The organism is Leptospira abararensis (genome assembly GCF_016918735.1).
GTDB classification, from domain to species: Bacteria; Spirochaetota; Leptospiria; order Leptospirales; family Leptospiraceae; genus Leptospira_A; species Leptospira_A abararensis.
Genome location: NZ_JAFFPR010000018.1, coordinates 150,386 through 174,829, shown reverse-complemented (window position 1 = coordinate 174,829; position 24,444 = coordinate 150,386). Strand labels below are relative to the sequence as shown.

25 protein-coding genes and 1 tRNA gene are annotated in these 24,444 nt (G+C 40.0%); 10 read left to right on the top strand and 16 right to left on the bottom strand.

Annotation, left to right across the window (positions count from 1 at the left end):
* Positions 1-58 precede the first annotated feature (58 nt).
* The 4 genes from JWG40_RS05645 to JWG40_RS05630 are packed head-to-tail and all read left to right on the top strand — an operon-like array spanning position 59 to position 3,844.
* Positions 59-559 carry a hypothetical protein gene (locus JWG40_RS05645; RefSeq protein ID WP_332470272.1) on the top strand — a complete coding sequence of 167 codons (501 nt, stop codon included), beginning with the start codon at positions 59-61 and terminating at the stop codon, positions 557-559.
* Positions 560-567: 8 nt separating this feature from the next.
* The gene (locus JWG40_RS05640) at positions 568-1,410 is read left to right on the top strand and encodes a CAP domain-containing protein (protein ID WP_205284872.1); all 843 of its coding nucleotides are present in this window, start codon (positions 568-570) and stop codon (positions 1,408-1,410) included.
* An 18-nt stretch (positions 1,411-1,428) separates the two neighbouring features.
* Positions 1,429-3,462, top strand: a complete 2,034-nt coding sequence (locus JWG40_RS05635) for a PAS domain-containing sensor histidine kinase (RefSeq protein ID WP_205284871.1) — start codon at positions 1,429-1,431, stop codon at positions 3,460-3,462.
* Positions 3,449-3,844 (top strand): response regulator, encoded by a 396-nt coding sequence (locus JWG40_RS05630; protein ID WP_205284870.1) that lies wholly within the window; start codon positions 3,449-3,451, stop codon positions 3,842-3,844. The genes JWG40_RS05635 and JWG40_RS05630 overlap by 14 nt, the downstream gene beginning before the upstream one ends.
* A 13-nt stretch (positions 3,845-3,857) precedes the next feature.
* On the opposite strand, the gene JWG40_RS05625 is transcribed toward JWG40_RS05630, so the two are convergent.
* The 11 genes from JWG40_RS05625 to JWG40_RS05575 all read right to left on the bottom strand — a co-directional run bounded on the left by JWG40_RS05625 (position 3,858) and on the right by JWG40_RS05575 (position 12,657).
* Positions 3,858-4,313, bottom strand: coding sequence for an EVE domain-containing protein (locus JWG40_RS05625; protein WP_205284869.1), 456 nt, complete (start codon positions 4,311-4,313; stop codon positions 3,858-3,860).
* Between the two features lie 9 nt (positions 4,314-4,322).
* Positions 4,323-6,275, bottom strand: coding sequence for an ATP-dependent zinc metalloprotease FtsH (ftsH, locus tag JWG40_RS05620; RefSeq protein WP_205284868.1), 1,953 nt, complete (start codon positions 6,273-6,275; stop codon positions 4,323-4,325).
* Positions 6,276-6,304: 29 nt separating this feature from the next.
* Positions 6,305-6,868 (bottom strand): aminoacyl-tRNA hydrolase, encoded by a 564-nt coding sequence (pth, locus tag JWG40_RS05615; RefSeq protein WP_205267925.1) that lies wholly within the window; start codon positions 6,866-6,868, stop codon positions 6,305-6,307.
* A 19-nt stretch (positions 6,869-6,887) separates the two neighbouring features.
* Complete coding sequence (locus JWG40_RS05610; protein WP_002977145.1) at positions 6,888-7,520, bottom strand: 50S ribosomal protein L25/general stress protein Ctc; 633 nt, start codon at positions 7,518-7,520, stop codon at positions 6,888-6,890.
* A gap of 17 nt (positions 7,521-7,537) precedes the next feature.
* Complete coding sequence (locus tag JWG40_RS05605; RefSeq protein WP_205284867.1) at positions 7,538-8,479, bottom strand: ribose-phosphate pyrophosphokinase; 942 nt, start codon at positions 8,477-8,479, stop codon at positions 7,538-7,540.
* Entirely contained in the window at positions 8,476-9,237 is a 762-nt protein-coding gene (locus JWG40_RS05600) for a sugar phosphate nucleotidyltransferase (RefSeq protein WP_205284866.1), read from the bottom strand. Before JWG40_RS05600 ends, JWG40_RS05605 begins: the two co-directional genes overlap by 4 nt.
* Before the next feature lie 27 nt (positions 9,238-9,264).
* Positions 9,265-9,340 (bottom strand) — tRNA-Gln (locus tag JWG40_RS05595).
* 4 nt (positions 9,341-9,344) lie between these two features.
* Positions 9,345-10,265, bottom strand: coding sequence for a 4-(cytidine 5'-diphospho)-2-C-methyl-D-erythritol kinase (locus JWG40_RS05590; protein ID WP_205284865.1), 921 nt, complete (start codon positions 10,263-10,265; stop codon positions 9,345-9,347).
* A 2-nt stretch (positions 10,266-10,267) separates the two neighbouring features.
* Positions 10,268-11,224, bottom strand: a complete 957-nt coding sequence (locus JWG40_RS05585; protein ID WP_205284864.1) for a WYL domain-containing protein — start codon at positions 11,222-11,224, stop codon at positions 10,268-10,270.
* Positions 11,224-12,396, bottom strand: coding sequence for an ACP S-malonyltransferase (locus JWG40_RS05580; RefSeq protein ID WP_205284863.1), 1,173 nt, complete (start codon positions 12,394-12,396; stop codon positions 11,224-11,226). Before JWG40_RS05580 ends, JWG40_RS05585 begins: the two co-directional genes overlap by 1 nt.
* A gap of 117 nt (positions 12,397-12,513) precedes the next feature.
* Positions 12,514-12,657 carry a hypothetical protein gene (locus JWG40_RS05575; protein ID WP_205284862.1) on the bottom strand — a complete coding sequence of 48 codons (144 nt, stop codon included), beginning with the start codon at positions 12,655-12,657 and terminating at the stop codon, positions 12,514-12,516.
* Between the two features lie 178 nt (positions 12,658-12,835).
* Here JWG40_RS05575 and JWG40_RS05570 point away from each other — a divergent pair, with 178 nt between their 5' ends.
* On the top strand, positions 12,836-14,428 hold the full coding sequence (locus JWG40_RS05570; protein WP_205284861.1) for a sodium:solute symporter family protein: 1,593 nt from the start codon (positions 12,836-12,838) through the stop codon (positions 14,426-14,428).
* 80 nt (positions 14,429-14,508) lie between these two features.
* Positions 14,509-14,820: a hypothetical protein gene (locus tag JWG40_RS05565; protein ID WP_205284860.1), complete on the top strand. Its 312-nt coding sequence runs from the start codon at positions 14,509-14,511 to the stop codon at positions 14,818-14,820.
* A gap of 23 nt (positions 14,821-14,843) precedes the next feature.
* On the opposite strand, the gene JWG40_RS05560 is transcribed toward JWG40_RS05565, so the two are convergent.
* The 5 genes from JWG40_RS05560 to JWG40_RS05540 all read right to left on the bottom strand — a co-directional run bounded on the left by JWG40_RS05560 (position 14,844) and on the right by JWG40_RS05540 (position 18,384).
* Positions 14,844-15,611, bottom strand: a complete 768-nt coding sequence (locus JWG40_RS05560) for a M23 family metallopeptidase (RefSeq protein WP_205284859.1) — start codon at positions 15,609-15,611, stop codon at positions 14,844-14,846.
* A complete protein-coding gene (locus JWG40_RS05555; protein WP_205284858.1) occupies positions 15,568-16,986 on the bottom strand; it encodes a flavin-containing monooxygenase in 1,419 nt (472 codons plus the stop codon). The genes JWG40_RS05560 and JWG40_RS05555 overlap by 44 nt, the downstream gene beginning before the upstream one ends.
* A 174-nt stretch (positions 16,987-17,160) precedes the next feature.
* Positions 17,161-17,721: a hypothetical protein gene (locus JWG40_RS05550; RefSeq protein ID WP_205284857.1), complete on the bottom strand. Its 561-nt coding sequence runs from the start codon at positions 17,719-17,721 to the stop codon at positions 17,161-17,163.
* Between the two features lie 36 nt (positions 17,722-17,757).
* The gene (locus tag JWG40_RS05545; RefSeq protein ID WP_205284856.1) at positions 17,758-18,231 is read right to left on the bottom strand and encodes a thioredoxin family protein; all 474 of its coding nucleotides are present in this window, start codon (positions 18,229-18,231) and stop codon (positions 17,758-17,760) included.
* A 3-nt stretch (positions 18,232-18,234) separates the two neighbouring features.
* Positions 18,235-18,384, bottom strand: coding sequence for a hypothetical protein (locus JWG40_RS05540; protein WP_002972862.1), 150 nt, complete (start codon positions 18,382-18,384; stop codon positions 18,235-18,237).
* A gap of 118 nt (positions 18,385-18,502) precedes the next feature.
* Here JWG40_RS05540 and JWG40_RS05535 point away from each other — a divergent pair, with 118 nt between their 5' ends.
* From JWG40_RS05535 to prfB, 4 genes are read left to right on the top strand one after another with little or no spacing between them, the layout of a single operon-like run.
* The gene (locus JWG40_RS05535) at positions 18,503-21,187 is read left to right on the top strand and encodes a valine--tRNA ligase (RefSeq protein ID WP_205284855.1); all 2,685 of its coding nucleotides are present in this window, start codon (positions 18,503-18,505) and stop codon (positions 21,185-21,187) included.
* On the top strand, positions 21,177-22,454 hold the full coding sequence (gene purD / locus JWG40_RS05530; RefSeq protein ID WP_205284854.1) for a phosphoribosylamine--glycine ligase: 1,278 nt from the start codon (positions 21,177-21,179) through the stop codon (positions 22,452-22,454). The genes JWG40_RS05535 and purD overlap by 11 nt, the downstream gene beginning before the upstream one ends.
* A complete protein-coding gene (locus JWG40_RS05525; RefSeq protein ID WP_205284853.1) occupies positions 22,454-23,293 on the top strand; it encodes a hypothetical protein in 840 nt (279 codons plus the stop codon). The genes purD and JWG40_RS05525 overlap by 1 nt, the downstream gene beginning before the upstream one ends.
* Before the next feature lie 23 nt (positions 23,294-23,316).
* Positions 23,317-24,444 (top strand): peptide chain release factor 2, encoded by a 1,128-nt coding sequence (prfB, locus tag JWG40_RS05520; protein WP_205284852.1) that lies wholly within the window; start codon positions 23,317-23,319, stop codon positions 24,442-24,444.

The following is a 24,444-nucleotide window of genomic DNA, read 5'->3' as shown; positions in this document are numbered from 1 at the left end:
GTCTCTTAGAATTCTCTCCGTATTTGTACCATTTTTTCTTCTTTCTTGTTATAATTATATGAGCGAAGATGTTCCCATCATCGCAAGACCAGACTTCAAACAACAAATTGCTATCCTTACCATTAAAGTTTCCACGCCCGAAAACGATAAAACCAAACGAGAAATCACTTCCATTTATACAAAATATTTAGTGGAAACGGGGTACTTTGGGCGTGTTTTATCGGATGGAGTCAGGGCCAACCATCACATCGATTTGTATACAAGCGAAGTCAATGAATATGAACATTTTTGGGTCTCATCCATTTCCACATTATTTATGTTAGGTACTGCTGGTCTTTTACCATCCATTTATTCAAAAGAAAGAGTTCTTCATGCCGATTTTTATCTAAACGAAAAACTCATTGGTCGAGAGAAATACAGACAAAAACATTCTACTCTATTTGGAGTTCCATTTATGTTTATCTGGGAAACTGGAATCAAAGAAGCGAAAACAATTCATTTCAATAAAGAAAAAAATCTAATCCACAATGTAGTCCAAGACTACAACCGTTACTTATAGGAGACTTTATGAACTTGTTACTAAAATTAAAACTTCCCACAATTCAATCGCAAACGTTAGCAGTTGTTTTTGTTTTGAGTCTGTTTACCTTTGTTTGTAAAACTCCCGAGGTAAAAAAAACTCCCGTTGTTGAAGTCAAAAAACCAGAACCTGTAGAAAAAGTTGTGGAACCACAAAATCCTAATTTAGCTTTTTTAGAAAGTATTGAAGATGGAAGAGAACTACCTGATTCAGATAAGTGGAAAGTGGAACAATATGAATCGTTTACAGAAGATACATTTCCATCCTATGCACCTGCAAATTCAAATATCGATTTTGCAAAAGTCGATTATCCGTTGTTAAATGCCGCAATTTTTTATGTTTCATCTAAAGAGAGAAAATCTCTTGGGCTTCGTCCTTTTAAATATTCAGAAAAATGTGAACAGGCTGCCTTCGGACATGCGCAAGATATGGTAACCTATGATTTTTATTCCCATACGAGCACCGTGAATGGGAAAGAAACCTTGCGAGACCGTTTGGATTTGGTGGGAATTACAGACACTTATTCAGCAGAAAATATTATCAATGCCTTTGGAATTCAATACCAAGGGGGACGGGCTGTATTCACCCCCGTACAAAACGGCGGCCCTTTTTTCAGTTATACAAAAGCAGGGACACCCATTCCCAATCACACTTATTTGAGTTTGGCAAAGACTGTGGTAGAAATTTGGTTTAATTCCCCAGGCCATAGAAAAAATATTCTCAATCCAGAATTTACTTATATGGGTGCGGGAACTTCCTTCTACAAAGACAAAAAGTTTTATGATATTGATAAAGTAAAGGCAGTGCAAGTATTTACGGCAAAACCGTAAGGCTTCATTTTTTTCTATTTGGGTATTAGCGAATTAGATTTTTTGGCAAAACTTGCCGCGCAGATTTGCGAAGCGAAAATTTCGCTAATTACCGCTTTAGACGAAAAACTCCCTACCCCTCTAAGTTCCTTTGGAACCTCACCCAACCAAAGCCTTGAGTTGGTTTCCTTTACTTCTCGGGTTTTAGAATCAGTAACAGATATCACCATAATCGAAAATTACCAAAACAAACCAAAATCCATTGATATAAACACGAATGTCCCAATTGGCTTCTTTGTCGGAATTCCAATGTTTCAAAAGGATGGATCCTTGTTTGGATTCATTTCTATTTTTAATGAAAAACCAAAAACACTCAGTTCCATACAAAAGGAACTCCTCCGAGACATTGCCAATCGAACAATTATTGTAATGGAAGAAATATCTAAAGTCGGTCTATCTCAAAGAAACGAATTGATTTTATTTGGACATAAAGCAGATGGAACTCACTTTTCTGTTTATGGCACAGAACAAGCGATAAACGAAATCAAAAAAATGGAAAAGGCTCTCCGTATCAGCGAAGATGCATTTCGCGGAAATTTTGATAACGCTGCGATTGGAATGGCCTTATTAGATGAAACTGGTAGATGGCTTAAAGTTAATAAACGAGTTTGTGACATCCTTGGGTATACTGAAAAAGAATTGATGGAGCTCACGTTTCAGGATATCACTCACCCCGAGGACTTAAACCTGGATTTAAGTTATTTAGAGGAACTCGTAACTGACAAAAGAAAGTTTTATCAAATGGAAAAGCGATATTTTCATAAAAAAGGCAATATCGTATACGCTATTTTAGCGGTTTCTATGGTAAAAAATGAAGAAGGAAAAGTCCTTTATTTTGTATCTCAAATTATCGATATCACGGAATGGAAGTTAGTTGAGAGAGAATTAAAAATAGCGTTAGCAAAAAACCAAGCTATTTTAGATGCGAGTACATTGGTATCAATTATCAGTACAGATACGGAAGGTACGATCACAGAATTTAATCATGGTGCCGAAAAAATGTTAGGTTTTACGGCAGAAGAATTAATTGGAAAGTTTACGCCTAAAATTTTTCATATTGAGAGTGAAGTAACAAATAGAGCCAAATTACTTTCCAAAAAATACAATCGAACCTTTGAGGGTTTCGAAATCCTAACTTATAATGCAAAAATTGGAGAACCAAATACACTGGAATGGACTCATAAAAGAAAGGATGGATCTACATTTCCTGTCCTTTTATCCATTACTGCAGTAAAACAGAACGATAAAATATCTGGTTACTTAGGTGTTGCGGTTGATATTTCAGACCAGAAAAAAGCAGAAGCGGAAATCCAATCGTTACTTGATATCACGAATGAACAAAACCATCGATTGAAAAATTTTACGAATATTGTCTCTCACAATTTGCGATCACATAGTTTTGGAATTAGTGGAATGATGGATATACTACAGAACTCTTATCCTGATTACTTCCAAAATGAAATGATGCAATTATTGTTTGGAGCCACAGAAAACTTAAAACGCACCATTGAGGATCTTACTGCAGTCATTAAAGTGAATCTTGCACAAGAAAATTATGAGTCTGTTGATATCGCTCAAATTGTTCAGAAAAATATCGAAAGTTTGGCCTTACAAATTTTAGAGTCAAAGTTAAAAATTGAATTTAACCTTCCAACACCATTTTTTGTAAGCGGAATCCCTGCTTATTTGGATAGCATAGTGCTGAACTTGATCACGAATGCAATTAAGTACAAAGCGAGCGATCGGAATAGTTTTTTGCAAATCTCTGGGTTACAAAAAGGAAAATTTATCGAAATTTATTTCAAAGACAACGGTCAAGGAATCGATTTGCGAAAACATGGAGATAAACTTTTTGGAATGTACAAAACATTTCACGAAAACAAAGAAGCAAGGGGAGTTGGATTGTTTATATCAAAAAACCAAATAGAGACCATGGGTGGAAAAATTGAGGTTGAAAGTGCGGTAGGAGTTGGTACAAAGTTTACGGTATTTCTACCCTATGAACAAAATTAATTTAGCATGTGTTGTTGAAGATGATCCCGTTCATCTTTTTTTGACAAAACAAGTCATCACTCTTTCTGGACTCGTCAATCATACTTTAGTTTGTCAGAATGGAAAAGAAGCATATGATATGCTTTCTTCACGAATTTCCTTAAAAGAAAGTTTGCCTGAACTAATATTATTAGATTTGAATATGCCTGTTTGGGATGGTTGGCAATTTCTGGATGAGTTCACATTGATTCCGTTGATTCAAAAAATTACCATCTATATTGTAACTAGTTCTTCTAATGAAGAAGATTTAAGAAAGGCAGAAAAATACAACCTAAGAGGCAATTATATAATCAAACCAATCACTCTGGAAAAACTAAGGGAAATCATCCATCAAATGAATTGATATTGGCTTTATGTTACTTTGCTAATTTGACTACGATATCGAATTCTTTTTTTGTCACGGGTTGAATCGAGAGCCTAGATCCTTTTTGTGTTACCACCATTTTTTCTAATCCCTTGGTGTTTCGTAAATCATCCAAAGAAATCAAATCTTTAAATTTGGAATGAGGTTTTAAGTGTACTCCAAACCATCTTGGTTCTGTTCCTTTCAATTTCGGATCAAAGTATTTATGGTTGGGATCAAATTGGTAAGGATCAGGGGTTGCTTCTTTGGCAACTTCTGCAATACCTACAATTCCTGGTGGATCTAGTCTGCTGTGATAGAATAAAACCAAGTCACCTAACTTCACTTCGTCGCGAAGATAGTTACGTGCTTGGTAGTTTCTTACCCCTTCCCAATAAGAGAGTTTTTCTCTGATTAGGTCGTCGATGGAAAACACATCTGGTTCTGTTTTAAAGAGCCAATACTTCATTAATGTTTCTTACGAAGAGTATGCCGGTTTTGTTGCCGAAGCACCTTTGCCTTTTTTAGCCCCTATACCAGATTTAGAATCTGCATATTTGTCAAAGGAAGGTTGGACAATGTCCATGAGCTCCTGTGCATCAATCGTTTCTTTGGCAAGGAGCGCTTTCGCAATGGAATCCAATTTTTTTTGGTTCTTTTTCACCAAATCACGACCTTTGTCAAGGCAGGTTTGGATGATGCGTTTCACTTCTTGGTCAATTAGGGCCGCAAATTCTTCTGAGTAAGGTTTACTTGTATGACCGTAGTCTCGGCCCATAAATGGGGAGGTTTCGCCTGATCCGTAATGGATGGTTCCGAGTTTTTCAGACATACCCCATTCACAAACCATACGTCGTGCAATATTCGTTGCTTGTTGTATATCGTTGGAAGAACCATTCGAAGGATCACCAAAGATCAGTTCTTCGGCAATGTATCCACCCATAGACATTACAATTCGATCCAAACAGTAGTTTTTACGATAGGAATGCCTGTCTTCCACAGGAAGGGATTGAGTGAGGCCAAGAGCACGACCTCGAGGGATGATGGTGACTTTATGAACAGGTTCGGTATACGGCAGTAAGGTGCCGAGTAGGGCATGACCCGCTTCATGGTAAGCTGTCATTTCTTTCTCTTTGTCAGAGATAAACATAGATTTACGTTCTGGTCCCATCATGACTTTATCGCGTGCTTCTTCGAGTTCTTCTTGGGTGACACGTTTTTTGTTACGACGAGCTGCAAGAAGTGCCGCTTCATTGATCAAGTTCGCAAGATCAGCTCCTGTAAAACCAGGAGTTCCGCGAGCAATGGAGTTCAGTGAAATATCAGAAACTAATGGGACTTTTTTAGAATGAACAGCCAGAATTTCTTCACGGCCTTTAAGATCGGGAAGATCTACAATCACTTGTCTATCAAAACGACCTGGACGAAGGAGGGCAGGGTCGAGAACGTCAGCACGGTTTGTTGCTGCCATTACAATGACTCCTTCGTTCATTTCAAATCCATCCATCTCGACTAACATCTGATTGAGGGTCTGTTCTCTTTCGTCGTGACCACCACCAAGACCGGCACCACGAAGGCGACCGACAGCATCGATCTCATCTATAAAGATGATACAAGGGGCATTTTTTTTCCCTTGGTCAAAGAGATCACGGACTCGGGATGCTCCCACACCCACAAACATTTCTACGAAGTCAGAACCAGAAATAGAGAAGAAAGGAACTCCCGCTTCTCCCGCAACTGCTTTTGCCAGTAAGGTTTTACCAGTTCCTGGAGGACCAACGAGTAATACTCCTTTGGGAATTCTGGCACCAATGGCTTGGAATTTTTTTGGATCTTTTAAGAACTCAATGATTTCAAGTAATTCAACTTTTGCTTCTTCACATCCAGCTACATCATTAAATGTGGTTTTGACTTTTGGATCCACATTCATTTTGGCACGAGACTTACCAAAGGTAAATGCTTTGTTGCCCGATGCTTGGAGTTGGCGCATCATGATAAACCAAATGATACCGAGGGCAAAGAGCCATGGAATGATTCCTGTAACTACACTCCAAAACTTGTTTTCTTCTGTAGACTTAGCAGTAAAACTTAGGCGTGACTTACGAAGTTTTGTCACCAAATCATCGTTCACCTGTGCGACGTTAGTTTTGAAAGGTTTTGGTTTGTTGTCTTTGCTGATTTCTGGAATGTACCAACCTTCAATCAGTTCTTTATCGATGATGATTTGTTGTTTAGAGGAGATATCCTTTCCATCTTTCGAAGTGATCTTTCCAATTGGCTTTTTCCCTTCGATGGGTTCCACCATATTCAAAAAATCGGAATAGCTGATTTCGTCGGGTTTACCGGCGAAGTCCTGACCTTTATAAACCGTTGCCAAAATGACAAGGAATACGAGCAAAAATAGAAATACGGTTTTGATGTTTTTATTCATGTAAAGACTTCTCGCTAGTTAGACTGAAATCAAAGGTGATATTTCTGAATCACTTCGTCAATATCCCCCATGGATATGGAACGAATCGCCGCTTCGGCGTCATTGATGATCTGTATCAAGCTCAGGTTCTCTAATGGCTCAAAATCTTCACGTAAAAATTCTTCTCTTTTTTTTGGATCAAAGGCTGAATTAAGAACGCCGATCCGAATTCGTATAAAATTAGGGGATCGTAATGAGACAGAAACCGAGTTGACCCCAGGGTTGACATCGTTTTCCCCACCTTTGGTGACCACGATTTGTCCGAGTTCTAACCCGACATCCTCATGGATGACCACAATGTCTTTTACCTGGATTTTTAAAAAGGAAGCAATGTACAGAACTGACTCACCGGAAAGGTCACTGAAGGTTTGTGGTTTGAGTAAAACCACTTCGTCCCCTTCAAAGTCACCTCGACCGATGAGAGATTTCTTTTTCTTCGTTTTGATTTCGATGCCAATGTTGTTGGCAATGACATCCAGAATTTTGAAACCAATGTTAGATCGATTGTTATTATATTTATCGCCAGGATTTCCTAGCCCTACAATTAACTTCATTGGTTCCTAAAAGTAGATCTTATTTCTTTCCAGCTTTTTTCGCTGCTGGTTTGCCTTTGGTTTCTGCTTCTGCTTTTTCGGCACGTTCCGCAGCTAAGATTGCTTTTGTTTTACTACAAGAAGCAACAATAGGATCACCATTCATTAGGATTTCCCAAGACGCCGGGTGTGGAAGTTCAGAAACTTTTATCATGTTTCCGATATCAAGACCACTCACATCAATTGTGATTACGTCCGTTAAATCTTCAGGAGTTGACTTCACTTTGATTTCGTGAACGAGGTGTTCGAACTGTCCACCAGCTTTGGATCCTTTTGCAACACCAGTTGTTTTGATTGCTACTGTTGTTAGGATCTTTTTACCAGGAGTTACTTTAAAGAAGTCGATGTGACGGATTTGCCCTGTGTGTGGAAACCTTTGGATTTCTTTTACGAAGACTCTTTCTGTTTTACCATCAAGTTCGAGGTCAATGAGAGTTGCCTTTCGGATTCCGGAGTCGATGAGTTTTTGGATTTCTTTTTCGACAACACTTGCCGATTTTGCTTCACCGCTTCCGATGATGTTCGCCGGTACTAAACCTTCCACACGCATTCTTCTTGCAGGACCTTTTCCTTTAGAAGTTCTTGTTTGTGCTTTGATACTGATTTTTTCCATGATTATGTTCCTTAAAGTTATGAAAACAGACTAGAGATTGATTCTTCGTTATGAATCCGCTCGATGGCTTTAGCAAAGAGTGGGGCGATGGAGAGCGTTTTCAAGTGATTTATTTTTTTGGTCTCCGGAATGGCGATAGAATTTGAGAGCACAATTTGTTTGAAGTCAGCTTCATTCAATTTGGCAGGTGCTTCCCCTGAAAGAACTCCGTGAGATGCACAACATAATACAGATTTTGCTCCGTTTTGGTACAAGGCAGTTGCTGCTTTTGCAATCGTTCCGCCTGTATCGATCATATCATCAAGTAATAAGCAGTTTTTGTCTTTGATTTCACCAATGACATGCATCACCACAGACTCGTTAGCTTTTGGTCTACGTTTGTCAATGATGGCAAGAGATCCGTTTACTTTTTTACCAAAGTTACGAGCTCTTTCTGCACCACCAGAATCCGGGGAAACAATGACAAGGTCATCCATTCCGAGTGAATTGATGTACTCGGCAAGGACTGGTGAAAAGTATAAATGATCTACAGGAATGCGAAAGAATCCTTGGATTTGGTCAGCATGTAAATCCATTGTGAGGACTCGGTCAGGACCAACAGTTTCGATTAAATCGGCAACCATACGAGCAGAAATTGGAACCCGCGGTTCCACCTTTCTGTCTTGGCGTCCATATCCATAATAAGGGATAACGGCAGTAATACGACGAGCAGAAGCTCTTCTTGCGGCATCAATAATGAGTAAAAGTTCCATTAAACTGTCGTTTGCTGGGAAACTTATGGATTGAACCACAAATACATCCCTTCCCCGAACGTTTTCTTCGATTTTTACAGAACTTTCCCCGTCGGAGAATCTCTTCACAGAGATTTGGCCGTTAGGAATGTCTAGGTGTTTACAAATTTCCTCGGCAAGAGGTCTGTTTGCATTTCCAGAAAATACAACTACTTCGCTGGGATTCATACTCCAACCAACCCTTTATCTATATATTGTTTTGCGAGAGCCAAATCATCAGGGGAATTGATACCGTGGCTTTCTAATGCATTTGCCAAAGTTTTTACCCCGACTTTTTTCCCTAAAGATCTGAAAATTTTGATCACATCTGTGAGGTAATATTCTTTTTGAGCGTTGTCATTACCGATTTGTTTTAGGGCACCGAAAAGATCTTCCGTTGTAAAACAATAGGTTCCAGTGTTCACTTCGGTTACGACCTTCTCTTCAGGACTTGCGTCCTTTTCTTCTACAATACGCAGAAGACTACCGTCATCGGCAGAACGAATGATCCGACCATAACCTGTAGGGTTTTCCATCTTGGCAGAGAGAACAGTCGCAGAATATCCGTTTGATTTATGAAGGTTTATGAGTTCAGAAAATGATTTTGCTGAGATGAGCGGTGCATCACCACAGGCAACTATCGTATAACCTGAATATGGCGAAAGGGCAGGTTCTGCCGAAAGGACAGCATGTCCTGTTCCCAATTGTTCTGTTTGTTCGGCAAATTCTACGCCAGAAAATGATTTTGCGATATCTGTAACGATATCTTTGCGGTAACCGACAACCACGACTTTTCGCTCTATGCCGGCGGATTCGATATTACGAAGAACGTGAATTAAAAGTGGAGATTCGTTCAGTACAACCGCAACCTTGGGAAGTTCACTCTTCATTCGAGTTCCTTTCCCCGCCGCCAAAATAACAGCAGTTACAGTATTATGTAGGTTCATCGTTCGTTCTATCGGATCTTTTAAAACTGGCTGGCCTGCTAGGATTCGAACCTAGGGAATGGCGATACCAAAAACCGCTGCCTTACCGCTTGGCTACAGGCCAGTTTCTAAAAAGAGAACGTTCGAAATTCCATATCGGGGAATCGATCGGAGACAATGCGTTGGGCTTCGTCTCTCTCTCTATCTGAAGGATAAATGCCATAAAAGCAAGAACCCGAACCCGATAAAGAAGCATAGACTGCTCCCGACTCATAGAACCCTAATTTCAATTCCTTTAGTAAGGGTTGGGTCTGAAAAGCGATTTTTTCAAACTCGTTCTCGAGCCTGTTTTGCAGGTATGCCCAATCCCCGACCTGAAGACTTCGAATTAAATCCTCTGCCAGAGATTTCCATACTTCGGAACCATAGGGTTTTTGTAAACTTTTTTGAAGGCCTAAATACATAGATGCTGTAGAAAGTCCGAAGGGAGGAATGGCCAAAATTCCTGACCCATTGGCGACGGAAATGGGTTCGAGGACCTCACCGATCCCACTCACATAGCAAGCCGAGGACTGTAGAAAAAAGGTGACATCGGCACCGATAGATTTTGCTAAGGGAATCTCTTCTTCTTTCGGAAGGTGGGTCCAAGGGAAGAGTTCTTGTAGAAAAAGGCCCGCATTGCTACTGCCTCCACCAATTCCCCCTTCGGGTGGTAGGTATTTTTGTAAATGGATGGAGATAGAAACGGGTTCTCGCAAGTACGAAGTTAACTTTTGGAAGGTTTTGTAGAGTATGTTTCGGGTGAGGTCTCCCCTTTCCGAAACTTCTTCGAATTTTTCATAACGGTAACCGTGGAGATGGTTTTCGGAAACCAGTTGGAAACTTGGGATTTGGCTTTCCGGGAGAGGAGTGATTTGAATTTCCATGGGATCACCAAAATTAATGGGGACAAAAACACTACGGATTTCGTGTAACCCGTCTTCCCTTTTGTAAGGAACTATTAAACCAATGTTAATCTTTCCCTTTGCAATGGACTTCAAGGAATTCATCCCTAAGATAGCGTTTGAAGATTCGGTTGTGAAGGAGCTATGGATTGTAAGTGGAATTGAATGGAGTCTTTTAATTCCTTCGGTTCTGCAACGAGTATGGAGGTTCCATATCCTAGAATGGTTTGGACAAACCAGTTTTGGTCTCGGATGGGAGCCGTGAATTCTCGGTAAAGAGTATCCCCAATTTGTTTTTGGACTCCGGTGGATGTTAGGGTGAGTTTCATTCCCAAATGGTAGGAAGCAGAATCAGTAATCCATAGTTTGGCCAAGTTTGTGTTCTCGGAATCGGCACCAAACAGTTGTTTGAATCCTTCTAAAAATTCCCCTGCCGTGTCAGGTAGGGTCGGGTATTTTGTATCAGTAATGGTAATATCTAAAATGTAATCCAATCGAAAGGAGCGGAATCCTTTTTTGGTAAGGTCATAGGCCAAAAGATAAGAATCATTTTCTTCCCAGAGAATCCACGGAGCTAGAGTTCTTGTTTCCTTTTCTTGGTTATCCCTTTTCCAGTAAACAATTGTTAGTATTTTTTTTTCGTTTATGGCATTTACAATCGTTTCTTTTGATTTTTGATAGGGAGACCAATCACCCGAAGGAATTACCGAATCGATTTTACTTAAGATAGAATGATTTAGTGCGGAATCTTCTTTTGTTTTTTGTGTGAGTAAAAGTGATCTTAGAAGTGACCATTCTTTTGGGGTAAGGGGGAGTGCGGAATCAATAGCGATGGGGAGTCTGATTTTTACCTTCTCCCCATCAAAATCTAAATCCACAGCATCGGTCGGTGAATAAGGATACATCTCAATCATATACAATTCACCCAAATCTTTTTTGAGTGCTGAGATTGATTTGTGTCCCGTTACGCTTTGGATTTCTTCTAACCCAAGACCTTCTGGATGTGAAGCCAGAAGGCGGATTAAATTTAATTTGGAAGCGGCCCGAAGAGTGGATGGATTCATTATGCTTCTAGAATTACTTTTAATTCCTTAGCATTTGAAGCACATAATGATTGTTTTTCGATGTTTTTTGCCTTTAGGTGTCCGCCAGTGAGTCTTTGGCTCACAACACTTGGTCCAAAGTCAATGATTGTGTTAATCGCACTGTCATTAAAAATCGGCGCGATCGCCAAATCCCAGTAAAGTGGTTCAATCAATACCATCTTAAAAAGGATGTCACGAAGGTTTCCGTCTTTTTGCAAGTTATGACCATCAAAGATACTATACACAGGAACTTTTAAATCAGCACCAGTATAAGGAAATGGAACTACAGATGCATCTTCTGAATTGAATTTGTCGAGAGAGGTTTCCATAAATGGGCAGTGGAAAGGTGCTGTTGTTTTTAAATAAACAAACTTGAATTTTTTCTCATCCATCTCGGCTTTCCATTGTTTACGGAAGGCAAGAAGGGAAGACGGAAGTGCCGAAAGGATCATGGAATCAGGAGTGTTATAAAGAGAAATAAAAACTGTGTCTTGGCCTTTGAGTCCAAGAGAGTCATTTGTTTTTTTCACTCTTTCTTCTAATTCATCTTTAGTGTAACCAATCACGGCAACCATAGGAGCTGGATTTTTATCGCCGTTTGCTTCGTTTTCTTTTACGACTTCTTCAGATACTACAAAGTTAGGATAAACTTTTTGACCGTTAAATCCTAGGTAAAAAACAAACTTTAAAAAGTCGGAGTATGCTTTAAGAAAATCGGCCCCATCTAATCCAAGACCCACTAAGGCAGAAGCAATGACCCCTTGGCTATGACCACTGAGTGCTCCCGTTGCTTTGATCAAATCTGCTGTTGGGTAGCCACGTTTGGAAACCAAAACATAATTTGCAATTTGAGTCATAAAGATTCCCGGTACAGAGATGGGGGCACGGGCTAAATAATCTTCGGAAGGAGCAGCGTCTGGATTTTCAATCCAAGATTTGAAATCGAATCCCTCATTGAGGAGGGGACTTTTGCCATCACGTGCGGCAATTTCAGCTATAGTGTTGAAACTAGTTTCGAAAAATTCTTTGAGTTCTGGTTCTGCGTACAATTTTACGAGTTCTTTTAGATAAGGTGAACCCTGTCCCCCAAATTGAAGGAAAAATTTTTGAGAATTTTGGAGGGTAGCAGTAAGGAGTTTGGCCGATGTCATTTAATCTTCCTGAGATGTGATTTTTCTGTTACCGTACAGAGAGGACTTCCTAGAACAAGGAGAAAATTCCGTAAGGAACCTGGCAGGAAACCCCAGGTTTTTAGTGTAGGATTCGAATTAAGCGGCTTTACTTTGTTCTAGATTGGATTTGATGCGTTCGTGGTCTAGGGCGAGAAGGACGGTATTTTCGAAATAGGTAGAGTAATCGATTCTTCCTGAAGAATAGTCTTCGTGAAGCAGGGCTAAAAGAAGATAGAACATAGGTCCTCCTGGTGGTTCCGAATCTATCAATGTGACATAATTCGAAAAGTCTTTTTCGGTCAAAGAGTTACAATGAATGTCGGTAAATCTTCAAAATTTTGAAGGAAAATAAGCAAGGGTAGGTGAGATTCGGGATTTCCACTTTACAAAGGTTCGTTTTCTCATCTTTTACGAGCTTATGTTCGTTACCCTTTCTCTCATCGATTATCTCATCCTTTTTGTTTTTGTTGGATTTATGGTGGTGATTGGAGTTTTATTAAAGAAATCCATGAACCAGTCCAGCGATTTCCTTCTCGCAGGACGGAATATCCCCAGTTGGATTACGGGAATTGCTTTTATCTCGGCCAATATCTCCGCCTTAGAATTGTTAGGAATGAGTGCCAGCGGGGCAGAATATGGTTTTTTGACCTTCCATTTTTACTATTTAGGGGCGATCCCCGGAATGATCTTTCTTGGGATCTTTATGATGCCATTTTACTATTCCTCAAAAATCAGAAGTGTTCCCGAATACCTGCGTTATCGTTTCAATAGGCCCGCTCATTTAGTCAATTCACTGATTACCTTGTTATCACTGGCACTTGGTTCTGGAATTTATCTCTACTCATTGTCTTTGGTCTTTGAAACTATGTTTGGTTGGAATCCTCATTTCTCCATTTTGTTTAGTGCCGGTATTGTTCTCATTTATACTTACTTTGGGGGACTCAGTTCTTCTATTTATACAGAGGTAATGCAATTTTTTTTAACTGTCCTTGGTTTGTTCCCACTAGTTATCATCGGATTGACTAGGTTAGGCGGTTGGGATGGGCTTATGCAAAAAATTCCAAATTCTCACAAACATATGTGGCAGGGGCTTGTGAGTGGACAAAATGAACTTGGATGGGATTTGTTAAGTGTAACAGTCGGCCTTGGTTTTGTATTATCTTTTTCCTATTGGACTTGTGGGTTTACAGAAGTGCAGCGGGCCATGGCGGCTAAAGATTTTCGAGCCGCAAGAAGAACTCCTCTTATCGGAGCTATGTTCAAATTATTTTTACCATTTTTAACAGTGATACCGGGATTAATTGCCTTAACAGAATTTTCGAAAGAGATGAATGGCGAATATAATAAAAGTTTTATCATCTTATTGAAGAACTTTTATCCCTCTGGAATGTTAGGTCTTGGAACGACAGCACTCCTTGCCGCCTTTATGGCAGGTATGTCCAGTTCCATTACCGCCATGAATACTATCTTTACTTATGATATTTATCAAACATATATTAGTAAAAACAAAGAGGATAAAGACTATTTAAAGGTAGGAAAACGTTCCACTATGTTTGCTATTGTATTCGCCATTTTTGCTTCTTACATTGCCATGCAGTTTGAGAACATTATGAATTACATCCAACTTCTGTTTTCTTTTTTTAATGCACCTCTCATTTCGATATTTTTGCTCGGGATGTTTTGGAAACGTGCTTCCGGTTGGAGTGCCTTTTACGGTATGATCCTTGGAACATCTAGTGGCCTCGTTCATTTTATCCTATATTCATTGGGAATTTTATATTACAAATCGGATATGGTTTCTAATTTTTATGGGGCGATTTATTCAGGTTTAGTTTGTTTTCTCTCGATGGTAATTGTGAGTTATATAGAAACAGAGGATACCACCAAAGATCTTCATGGTTTGATTTATTCAGATCGGGATAAAACAAATCCATTTTGGGATCCTCGAATTTTAGCCTGGGGAGTTGGACTCATTGTCCTTCTTGCAGGATTCAATATCGTTTTTGCATAAAGATTTATAGGAACGTAATAAAATAGTAATTGAATGAGAGTATCAATGATACTATGTTTGTTGCAATATACACCAAGACTATGAAACCAAATCATTATACTGAAATCCCCGCCACATTCGAAGTTCAATTGGAACACCTAAAGGATTATGATTCTAAAAAACATATCAGTGCCAGGGGGATTATGTTTTTCCATCCTTATGACATCGAAGTGCCTTCGATATTGAAAGTTTCCTTAAAAATGATTTCTATGACAGGTTCTGTCGACTTTCTTGTGAAAACTTTGAAGTGCGAAAAAGTGGGAAGTGAACCTCTTTATGAAATCCATTGTAATTTTTATGACACAAATGCTGAGAAAGAAGACGAAGTGTTAGGTTTTATCAGCAGTTACTAAATTCGTATATAAAAAATAATAGATCAGAGAGTTCCTCCCTTTTCGATGAGAAACTGAAAACTATCCTCAGAAAAAGATTTTTCTTTTGGTCCATACTGCATAAGCCACCGAGTGGGTGGCAAAAAACCTTCAGTTTTCAGAGCATATCCTCCACCTAACGGTGCCCCAATGACCGAACGAAGTTCGAAATGTAAGTGGGCCGGATAATTTCCACCTGCATCTCCAATGGTTCCAATCCATTCGGTTTTTTTTACCAATTGTCCAGGTTCTACATCAATCGTGTGGAGGTGGGCATAGACCGTTTCTAAAAACCAAAAATCTCCATTGCCGACATTATGATGGTGAACGATCCGAACCACTTTTCCCCAACCACCCCCGTAGTCGGCGATCTCGGAAACCACTCCGTTTCCAAACGCATAAACAGGGGCAGCAAAGTCACTATCCCCGCCAGTCACGGAATTCCAGTCTTCCCCCAAGTGTTTGCGACCGCCAAACTTTCCATTTTCAGCGCCAAATTTTTGGGCCAAATAATACCCTTCGGCATACTTTCCCCCTACGGGAAATTCGAAATCAGTGGCTTGGAAGGAGGGATACCGTTTGAGAATGGGATAAGGGTCTGTGGTTCGAATTTCGCCTGAGGATTCCATCCATCCGAAGAGAGGGTTTCCTTGGTAGGAATACCCTTTGGAAGCACAACCTGTCCCGAGTAGAGAAAGACAGGTTGTGAGGAGGAAATGAAGGAATGGGTTACTTACGCACCAATTTCTTTTGTGAGGATTTGGAAGATACATGAAGGCTTTCCGAAAACAATCCCGCTCGGGCTTCGATTGGCAAATGGTTTCCGAGTTTTGCGGCTCTTTTTTTACCAGCTTTCATTTCCTCTTTCATATTATAAATGAAGGTATCGTAATCCACTTGGATGGTATGGCGTGTGCTACTCACATAGCGTTTTTTCATATCCGCTTGGTCCTTTTCTATGGCCTTCTCCATATCTTCTTTGGAAGGCAACACATAATTTCCCGTGAGATATTGCGCGATCCATTTTCCTTGGCATTCTGCCAGTGGCATGATAGCACCTAACGGTTGCATAAGACCGACAAAAAACAAATCTTTGATTCCGGGTTTCATCATTTTATAAAATAGCGGGATGTAGTTATTGGGTGCAGATAAAAAATCTTCCTCAAAGAAAGGAAACTTGATATTGTATCCCGTACAATAGATAAGAACATCTGCTTCTTCTTCTGTTCCATCGGCAAAGGCAATTTTTTTACCTTTGAGTTCGGTGATCACCGGTTTTGGTTTGATATCACCACGCCCTAATCTTACCAGTAAATCTTGTGAGATGGTAGGGTGAGCTGATCCAAACTTATGATCTGGTTTTGGTAAACCAAAGTCTTCCATTTTCCCTACGCCGAAACGAATGAGAAGGTGAGCGAGTGTTTGTTGGATAAAAAACGGAACCCAATGTGGTGTATACTCGGTTAGTTTATCTAAAGGTTTTCCAAATAGATAGTTGGGAATCACATAAGCGCCGCGTCTTGCTGATAAAAATACTTTTTTAGCAACACCGGGCCTTGAAAGTTCTACAGAAATATCCATCGCACTGTTACCCATTCCAAGAACCACGACATTTTTTCCTTCGCAATTAACAGGTGTTTTTGGGTCAACGTATGAATGGGAATGTATGATTTGGCCAGAAAATTTTCCAGGGAAGGCGGGATCGGGCCAACGTTCATTCCAATGGTGTCCATTGGCGACAACTAACACGTCGTAGTATTGGACAGGTCCTTTTTCGGGAGTGATTTTCCAAATTCCCTCTTCGGTTCGCTCCGCTTTTTTCACACCATTTTTAAACTGGATGTGTTTACGAAGCCCAAAGTGGTCTACAAAAGATAAAAAGTATTTTTGAATCGGTTCGTGGTTGGGATAATCAGGATAATTTGCGGGCATCGGATAATCACGGTATTCCATCCGGTCCCGATGCGTGTTGATATGGAGAGACTTGTAAATATTACTCAGGCCATTGTCGTTTTTGTAACGCCAGTTTCCACCCACATCACTTCCTTTTTCATAACAATCAAAAGGAATGCCATGTTCCTTTAAGGATTTAATGACTGTGATTCCGGAGGATCCGGCGCCAATTACACAAACTTTAGGAAGTGCCATAGTATTTCTCTCGTAACGAAAAAGATAGGTTCAGGGAGAGATTTTGTGAATAGAGAACGTCGTTTTCAAGTAGATTTTACATTTTAATGGAAAAAAGAGGTATTTTGACACAAATTCGCCGGTATGCGAAAAGTAGGATCTAAGTTGGTTCTGGAAAGGAAGAGATTTCACTTATTATTTGCCTTGCGGTGTATCCAAAAAGCTACGAATCTCCGTTTCCAAATTTGTTATATGGATTTTTGTGATCTTTCCCTCTTTTAATTGGATCATGGTCACAGATCCTTTTGTCCTTGGGAATGGATCGGCTAGTTTTTCCTCTCTCACCAAACGAAGAGTATACGGATAAGATTTCATTTTTGGTAGGGCCACAAATTTTGAAATGAGTGATGGCATTCTATGAATGTCTGATATTAGAACTGCTTGTTTGGATTCCAAATATCCTTTTCCTTCTTTCTCTAAGATCGGGTGGATGATTTTACTCGCATCCATATCGGCGATAAACAAAACCTTTGTGGTTTCCACTGGAATGGGACAAAGTTCTTCCCACTGGTTTGTATAATTGATTTCGGGAAGTGGATTTCCAACCACTAGAGTGGGAGTAGCCAGTTCTTCCGCAGAAAGAGAAAAAGTCAAAAGGAGGCTTAGGGATAAGAGTGAGTTTCGGATAAATCGTAAATGAGTTTTTAATTTGAATGAAAATATATTATTTGTTAGTTGGTTGTTGTTTCTGTGCATTGATCTAAAGTGGTTTTTTTGAAAACAAACCATCTCCTAAAGTCGATATAGATATTCTAAAACTTGTTCTTTTGTCATCTTACTGGCGTTAGAGAATTCCCCACCTTTGGTCGAGGTGAGAATATTTCCTGTTGGATCAATGACAACCAAAGCTGGAATTCCATTTTGGATGGGATTTCCAAGTTTGTCATTTAGACTTAAGTTTTTGTCGAAGCGACCCACATCTACCTTGAAGACGATAAAATTCTGAGAGAGTAGGGCCTTTGGTTCTGGCTCCTGAAAAATAAGATCTAAGGCACGACAATCAGGACACCAATCGGCCCCGAAAACCACAATGAGTTTGCGGTTGGAGTCTTTGGCGATAGCCAAACTCTCTTCGTATTGGGAAAGTATTATGTCACTTTGTTTGGAGCAGTGAGTGAGACTAACAAGGGAAGAAGCAAAGAGTAGGAGAGAGAAAAGAATTCGAAACTTACGTTCCATAAAAAGAGCGGAAGGAAACTTCCGCATGTCTTATTTTTTAGCGATTTCTTTAAGGATTTCTTGTCTTTTTTTATCTTTATCGATATGGGAAAGAGACAACCAATCGCGTTTCAATTGTTTTTCTGAAACACCTTTGAAGGTTGCGTATTTGCCGAGAATTTTTGCTGTTTTTGCGTTCATGCCAACCAGATTCTTTTGCCACCCCTTTCTGTCAATGCGAACCTGATGGTTGCTGTTTCATCCTTGACCCCTAAACTCTTTACGAAACATAGTAAAGTGCAAGAAATCCAAAGAGCCTATGAAATCACAGCTACCTGACCGTTACGATCCCGAATCCGTAGAGCCCAAATGGATAGAAACCTGGGATGAAAAAAAAACCTTTGCCCCTGATTCCTCTCGCAAAGAAACATTCTCGATCGTCATCCCTCCACCGAACGTAACTGGAAACTTACACATTGGGCATGCACTCAATCATACCATCCAAGACATCATCATTCGCATTGAACGTAAAAAAGGTAAAAACGTAGTTTGGGTTCCAGGAATGGATCACGCAGGAATCGCCACACAAGTGGTTGTGGAACGGGAACTGGCCAAAGAAGGAAAGTCACGAACCGATTTCACCCGCGAAGAATTTATAAAAAAAGTTTGGGAATGGAAAGCACACTCTGGTGGAATGATTGCCAAACAACAGCGGTTACTCGGCGAATCCGTGGACTGGTCTCGGGAAAGATTTACCTTTGATGAAGGATTATCCAAAGCAGTCATCAAAGTGTTTCGCAGTTTGTATGATGAAGGTTTGATTTATCGTGGGGAACGAATCATCAACTGGTGCCCAGTTACCAAAACTGCCATCTCTGACATTGAAGTCGAATACAAAGAAAAACAAGGCAAACTCTATCATATCAAATATCCGATAGCAGAATTCCAATCTAAAGATCCAAAAACTCTAACCAAAGACGAATACATTGTTGTGGCGACCACAAGGCCCGAAACGATGTTTGGTGACGTGGCAGTCTGTGCTCATCCGGATGATGCGCGTTATGCGGCATTAAAAAATAAGTTTGTTTTTCTCCCGATTGCAGGAAAAGAAATTCCTGTTTTATTTGATTCCTTTGTGGACAAAGAATTTGGATCAGGGCTTGTCAAAATCACTCCTGCCCATGACATCAATGACTATGAAGCCGGACTTCGTTTGCAATTAACACCTATCAATATTATGAATTTGGATGGGACACTAAACGAACAAGCAGGCAAGTACAATGGACTTGACCGGTTTGAAGCCCGCAAACGGGTTGTGGAAGAGTTGGAAACCAAGGGTTATATTGAAAAAATAGAAACCCATGTCCATAGTGTCGGCCACAACCAAAGGGGTGGGGCTGTCATTGAACCGCTGTTATCGACCCAGTGGTTTGTAAAAATTGAATCATTAGCGAAACCTGCAATCGAAGTGGTAAAATCGGGAAAGGTGCAGTTCCAACCCAAGATGTGGGAAAAAACTTACTTTGAATGGATGGAAAACATACGTGATTGGTGTATTTCTCGCCAACTTTGGTGGGGACATCGAATCCCTGCATACTATGCACCAAACGGGGATATGGTGGTCGCTGAATCCATTGAGGAAGCCGTATCACTCTTTTCTAAAAAAGGAATTTCTGTTACAAGAGAGACCATCAAACAAGATGAAGATGTTCTCGATACTTGGTTTTCTTCGGGACTTTGGCCATTCACTGTATTTGGTTGGCCTGAGAATTCCGAAGAACTTAAAAAATACTATCCAACATCGGTTTTAGTCACCGGCTTTGATATTATTTTCTTCTGGGTGGCGCGGATGATTATGAACGGTCTGAAATTTATGGATGATGTACCTTTTCAGAAAGTTCTCATCCATGGCCTGGTTCGGGATAAAGACGGGAAGAAGTTCAGTAAGTCTCTTGGGAACGTAGTCGATCCATTGGATATGATGAGTAAATACGGAACGGATTCGTTCCGATTTTTTCTCGCGGCCGTGTTACCGGAAGGAAAAGACATCCTTTTCGACGAATCTAGGTTAGATGGTTATCGTTCCTTCTGTAATAAAATTTGGAATTCGAGTCGGTTTATTTTTATGAACCTACCGGAAGAGTTCACAGCCAAAGAACCAGAGATTAGTACCTTAGAAGACACTGACCTTTGGATTCTAAATGAATTTGATCGGATGTTATCTCGTTACGAAAAGGCTTACTCGGATTACCATTTTTTTGAGATGGCCAATTCCATTTATGATTTTGTTTGGGGATCTTTTTGTGATTGGTATTTGGAATTAACGAAGGCTCGTGTGTATGGAAATGTAACTCCCGAATCACAAGAGAAAGCACGACTAGTTCTTATCAGTGTATTAAAAAAATCACTCGGGCTTTTGCATCCCTTTATGCCTTTTATCACAGAAGAGATTCACTCTTTACTGGAAACAACCGAACTAGCCAAAACAGATTTTCCAAAAACCTATGGGGTTTCTGATTCCGCACCAGCAGTGGTTCGGATGGAGCTTGTTCGTGAGATCATTACAAAGATTCGCAATATGCGTGCCGAACTCGGGGTCAAACCTGAGAAAAAATGTAAGGTGATTCTCAAGTGTAACCATAACGAACTAAAGGCGATGATGGAAAGAGAAATTAAATCCATCCTTCAACTTTCGAAAGCAGAGAGTTTGGAATTTATCGATTCGTATGAAGCAAAAAATACTGATTCTGTAGGGGCATTTTCGATTGGAGAAATTATTCTTCCATTAGAAGGTATTTTTGATTTTGAAAAAGAAAAACAACGATTGGAAAAAGAGAAAAAACAAATCCAATTAGAAATGGAAAAGTTGGAAAATAAAATCAACAATCCAGCCTTCTTAGAAAAAGCAAAACCAGATGTTGTAGAAAAAGAAAGAGAAAAGTACAATACTTGGAAAGAGAAACTAGATAGCACGGTAAGGGCTTTAGAAAAAATTGGAACATAAATTTAAAGTTTTACTCATTGGAAGTGGCGGAAGAGAGCACGCGTTAGCCGATGCCATCTCAAAATCAAATTCCTTGGAATCCCTTCGGGTATTTCCAGGGAATGGTGGATTTTCGAAAGAGGTACTTATTGATCCTTCAGAGATTTCAATCACCGATAAATCTAAATTTATTCATTATATAAAATCATCGGGAACAAACCTCGTTGTGGTTGGCCCAGAAGATCCTCTTGTGAATGGTCTTTCTGATTGGTGTGCGGAAATCAACCTTCCTTGTTTTGGGCCTTCCGCATACTGTGCGCAAGTGGAGGGGAGTAAACATTTCGCAAAAGAAATGATGAAACGAGCCAAAGTTCCCACTGCGTCCTTTGCCGTTTTTACGGATCATGAAACAGCCTGGAGTTATGCCCAAAAAGAGATCTTACCTTTGGTGGTCAAAGCGGATGGACTTGCTGCAGGAAAAGGGGTCACTGTTGCCTTTGAGATCAAAGAAGTCAAACAGGCATTAGATGAAATCTTTTTAGAATCAAAGTTTGGGGAAAGTGGCAATAAAGTCGTGATTGAATCCTTTTTAGAAGGGGAAGAAGCATCTTTATTTGTGATCACCGATGGGGAAAGGTATATGTGCCTGCCTGCGGCCCAAGACCATAAACGTGCCTATGACGGAGACATTGGGCCGAACACTGGCGGAATGGGAGCCTATGCCCCCGCACCGATTGTTACTGATTCTGTTCTTTCGAAAGTGAAAGAACAAATCATCGAACCAATGTTAGATGATTTTCGATTATCTGGCCATCCTTACAAAGGACTTTTGTACGTCGGCCTGATGATTACCAAAGAAGGAATTCCCAATGTCGTGGAATTCAATTGTCGATTTGGGGATCCAGAAACCCAGTGTGTACTTCGTCTCTTAGATGAAGATATATTGCCAATTTTTTATGCATCGGCGATTGGCAATCTTCCGGAAAGAAACTTAAAATTGAAAGAAGGATCTTCTGCCATCGTTGTCCTTGCAGCCAAAGGATATCCCGATTCGCCAGAAAAAGGAATGTCTTTGGAGATTCCACCAAACGAAGGGAATGTGGTTGTCTATCATGCAGGGACCAAACGCCAAGAGAATCAAATTTTGGCAAATGGGGGAAGGATTCTCGGAATCACTTCCTTTGGGACCACTTTAAAAGATGCCATTAGTGATTGTTATACGTTCCTCGCAAAAATCAAAGCACCCGATACGTTTTACAGAAAAGACATAGGTAGGAGAGCTCTCTAGTGCCATTTAGTATCTCTGGAAATTTTAAAAATTGTGAACGTACAAACCTTCGCAATTTTGAAAAACATCTAGGGATCATTTTGTCTGAAAACCAAACCCAACTCCAACAACATCTTATGATTCGTAGGGCCCTCCAGAATTTAAGTGGTTCTGTGAGTGTTCTTTCCGGGCTCAGTCGTCAGGAGTTATTATCTTTTATTTTTATTCTCACTCAGTTTGGTGATATCATTCGTTCAGAAACACCACCGGAATACCTTTTGTTAGAATCCATTCCTTATGTGGTGGAATGGACGAAGGGTCATTACATGATTCCTATGGAAATTTTGGAACATTTGGCCCATGAAAGAATCTTTAAGGACCAAGGGTATTTGTTTGCACTGATTCCTGCCTTATCCATCAAAGAAAAAAAATCCTGGATTCGTTGGATCGGTGTGGATTTTGAAAAAGGGGGAGATCGAGATTTAAATTTTGAAATTTATTCGCAGTGCCGGGTATTACAAAAACCATTTCTTGGCAAGTCACTCGTCCAAGAATCGGAAATTCGATTGGAACAAATTTGGCCTCGTGGTAAAAACGAATGTATCGATTGGTTCTATAAAGGGCTTTCTACTTTTTATTATTCGATGGAAGAGATGAGTCGAAAGGAAAAAGATCCTTTTTTGCTTCATATCATTGAACTCATTAAGTCAGGTAAGTTTATACTCAAACGTTTGCCTGACACCTATGGAAAAGAATCGAGTTATTCTCTTGTAGGAACTGTGGAAGGAAATACACCTCAACTCAGAGAAACCACCTTTCAGTGGGAAGTGGAAAGACTTCGTAAAGATTCTTTATTTTAAACTTCTATTTCGGTTTTACTATTATGGATAGATCACTCAAAGACTTAAAAAAACAAACATCCGAAATGATGGAATCCTTTCAAACCTATTGGACGGCTCAAAACTTCCAAGAAGACTATGACAGGTTAAATTCACTCATTGAAAAAGCAAACGATCCAAAATTATGGGACTCACCTGACCAAGCAAAAACTGTCACTCAAAAACGAAACGAGTTACAACTAAAGTTAGATCCTTGGTTGGAATTAAAAAAGGAACTATTCGATTTTCCTGATTTGATTGAACTCACTTCCGAAGAGATGGGCGAGGTTGGATTAAAATCATTAAACGATGATTTTGATCGAATGTTTGAAGCCTTTGAAAACTTGCAAATGTTAGATGCACTTGCAGGTAAAGATGATGGAAAAGCAGCTTTTATCAATATCCATCCAGGAGCGGGCGGAACAGAATCACAAGACTGGGCTGATATGTTACTTCGAATGTACACAAGGTTTTGTGAACAAAAAGGTTACCGTGCAGAACTTGTGGACTACCAACCAGGAGAAACGGCGGGAATCAAAAACGCCACGCTTTACATCCAAGGCGATCATCCTTTTGGATACTTAAAATGTGAGTCTGGGGTTCATAGACTCGTCCGAATTTCTCCTTTTGATTCCAATAAACGAAGACATACTTCCTTTGCTTCCGTGTATGTAACACCAGAAGTTGACGATGATATCCAAGTGAACATTGAAGAAAAAGACCTCCGAGTGGATGTGTATAGATCTTCAGGGGCAGGGGGACAGCACGTAAACACGACAGACTCTGCTGTGCGAATCACACACATTCCTACGGGGGTTGTTGTTTCTTGCCAAATGGAAAGATCCCAAATCAAAAACCGTGATACGGCTATGAAGATGCTTCGTGCTCGTTTGTATGAGATGGAAAAACAAAAGGCCGAAGAAGAAAATGCTAAAAAAGCCGGTGAAAAGAGAGATATTTCTTGGGGATCACAAATTCGAAGTTATGTGTTCCATCCTTACAATTTGGTAAAAGACCATCGAACTGATTTCGAAACAGGAAACGTTCATGCTGTGATGGATGGGGATTTAGAAGATTTTATTATTGCCTACTTAAAATACCTGACAAACCAAAAGGCAAACGCAAAAGTATAA

What these genes read in the sequence shown, in the direction of transcription:
- JWG40_RS05645 (WP_332470272.1), top strand. Translation starts at nt 59, where the DNA reads ATGAGCGAAGATGTTCCCATCATCGCAAGACCAGACTTCAAACAACAA.
- JWG40_RS05640 (WP_205284872.1), top strand. Translation starts at nt 568, where the DNA reads ATGAACTTGTTACTAAAATTAAAACTTCCCACAATTCAATCGCAAACG.
- JWG40_RS05630 (WP_205284870.1), top strand. Translation starts at nt 3,449, where the DNA reads ATGAACAAAATTAATTTAGCATGTGTTGTTGAAGATGATCCCGTTCAT.
- JWG40_RS05625 (WP_205284869.1), bottom strand. Translation starts at nt 4,313, where the DNA reads ATGAAGTATTGGCTCTTTAAAACAGAACCAGATGTGTTTTCCATCGAC.
- ftsH (WP_205284868.1), bottom strand. Translation starts at nt 6,275, where the DNA reads ATGAATAAAAACATCAAAACCGTATTTCTATTTTTGCTCGTATTCCTT.
- pth (WP_205267925.1), bottom strand. Translation starts at nt 6,868, where the DNA reads ATGAAGTTAATTGTAGGGCTAGGAAATCCTGGCGATAAATATAATAAC.
- JWG40_RS05610 (WP_002977145.1), bottom strand. Translation starts at nt 7,520, where the DNA reads ATGGAAAAAATCAGTATCAAAGCACAAACAAGAACTTCTAAAGGAAAA.
- JWG40_RS05605 (WP_205284867.1), bottom strand. Translation starts at nt 8,479, where the DNA reads ATGAATCCCAGCGAAGTAGTTGTATTTTCTGGAAATGCAAACAGACCT.
- JWG40_RS05600 (WP_205284866.1), bottom strand. Translation starts at nt 9,237, where the DNA reads ATGAACCTACATAATACTGTAACTGCTGTTATTTTGGCGGCGGGGAAA.
- JWG40_RS05590 (WP_205284865.1), bottom strand. Translation starts at nt 10,265, where the DNA reads ATGAATTCCTTGAAGTCCATTGCAAAGGGAAAGATTAACATTGGTTTA.
- JWG40_RS05585 (WP_205284864.1), bottom strand. Translation starts at nt 11,224, where the DNA reads ATGAATCCATCCACTCTTCGGGCCGCTTCCAAATTAAATTTAATCCGC.
- JWG40_RS05580 (WP_205284863.1), bottom strand. Translation starts at nt 12,396, where the DNA reads ATGACATCGGCCAAACTCCTTACTGCTACCCTCCAAAATTCTCAAAAA.
- JWG40_RS05575 (WP_205284862.1), bottom strand. Translation starts at nt 12,657, where the DNA reads ATGTTCTATCTTCTTTTAGCCCTGCTTCACGAAGACTATTCTTCAGGA.
- JWG40_RS05570 (WP_205284861.1), top strand. Translation starts at nt 12,836, where the DNA reads ATGTTCGTTACCCTTTCTCTCATCGATTATCTCATCCTTTTTGTTTTT.
- JWG40_RS05565 (WP_205284860.1), top strand. Translation starts at nt 14,509, where the DNA reads ATGAAACCAAATCATTATACTGAAATCCCCGCCACATTCGAAGTTCAA.
- JWG40_RS05560 (WP_205284859.1), bottom strand. Translation starts at nt 15,611, where the DNA reads ATGTATCTTCCAAATCCTCACAAAAGAAATTGGTGCGTAAGTAACCCA.
- JWG40_RS05555 (WP_205284858.1), bottom strand. Translation starts at nt 16,986, where the DNA reads ATGGCACTTCCTAAAGTTTGTGTAATTGGCGCCGGATCCTCCGGAATC.
- JWG40_RS05550 (WP_205284857.1), bottom strand. Translation starts at nt 17,721, where the DNA reads ATGCACAGAAACAACAACCAACTAACAAATAATATATTTTCATTCAAA.
- JWG40_RS05545 (WP_205284856.1), bottom strand. Translation starts at nt 18,231, where the DNA reads ATGCGGAAGTTTCCTTCCGCTCTTTTTATGGAACGTAAGTTTCGAATT.
- JWG40_RS05540 (WP_002972862.1), bottom strand. Translation starts at nt 18,384, where the DNA reads ATGAACGCAAAAACAGCAAAAATTCTCGGCAAATACGCAACCTTCAAA.
- JWG40_RS05535 (WP_205284855.1), top strand. Translation starts at nt 18,503, where the DNA reads ATGAAATCACAGCTACCTGACCGTTACGATCCCGAATCCGTAGAGCCC.
- prfB (WP_205284852.1), top strand. Translation starts at nt 23,317, where the DNA reads ATGGATAGATCACTCAAAGACTTAAAAAAACAAACATCCGAAATGATG.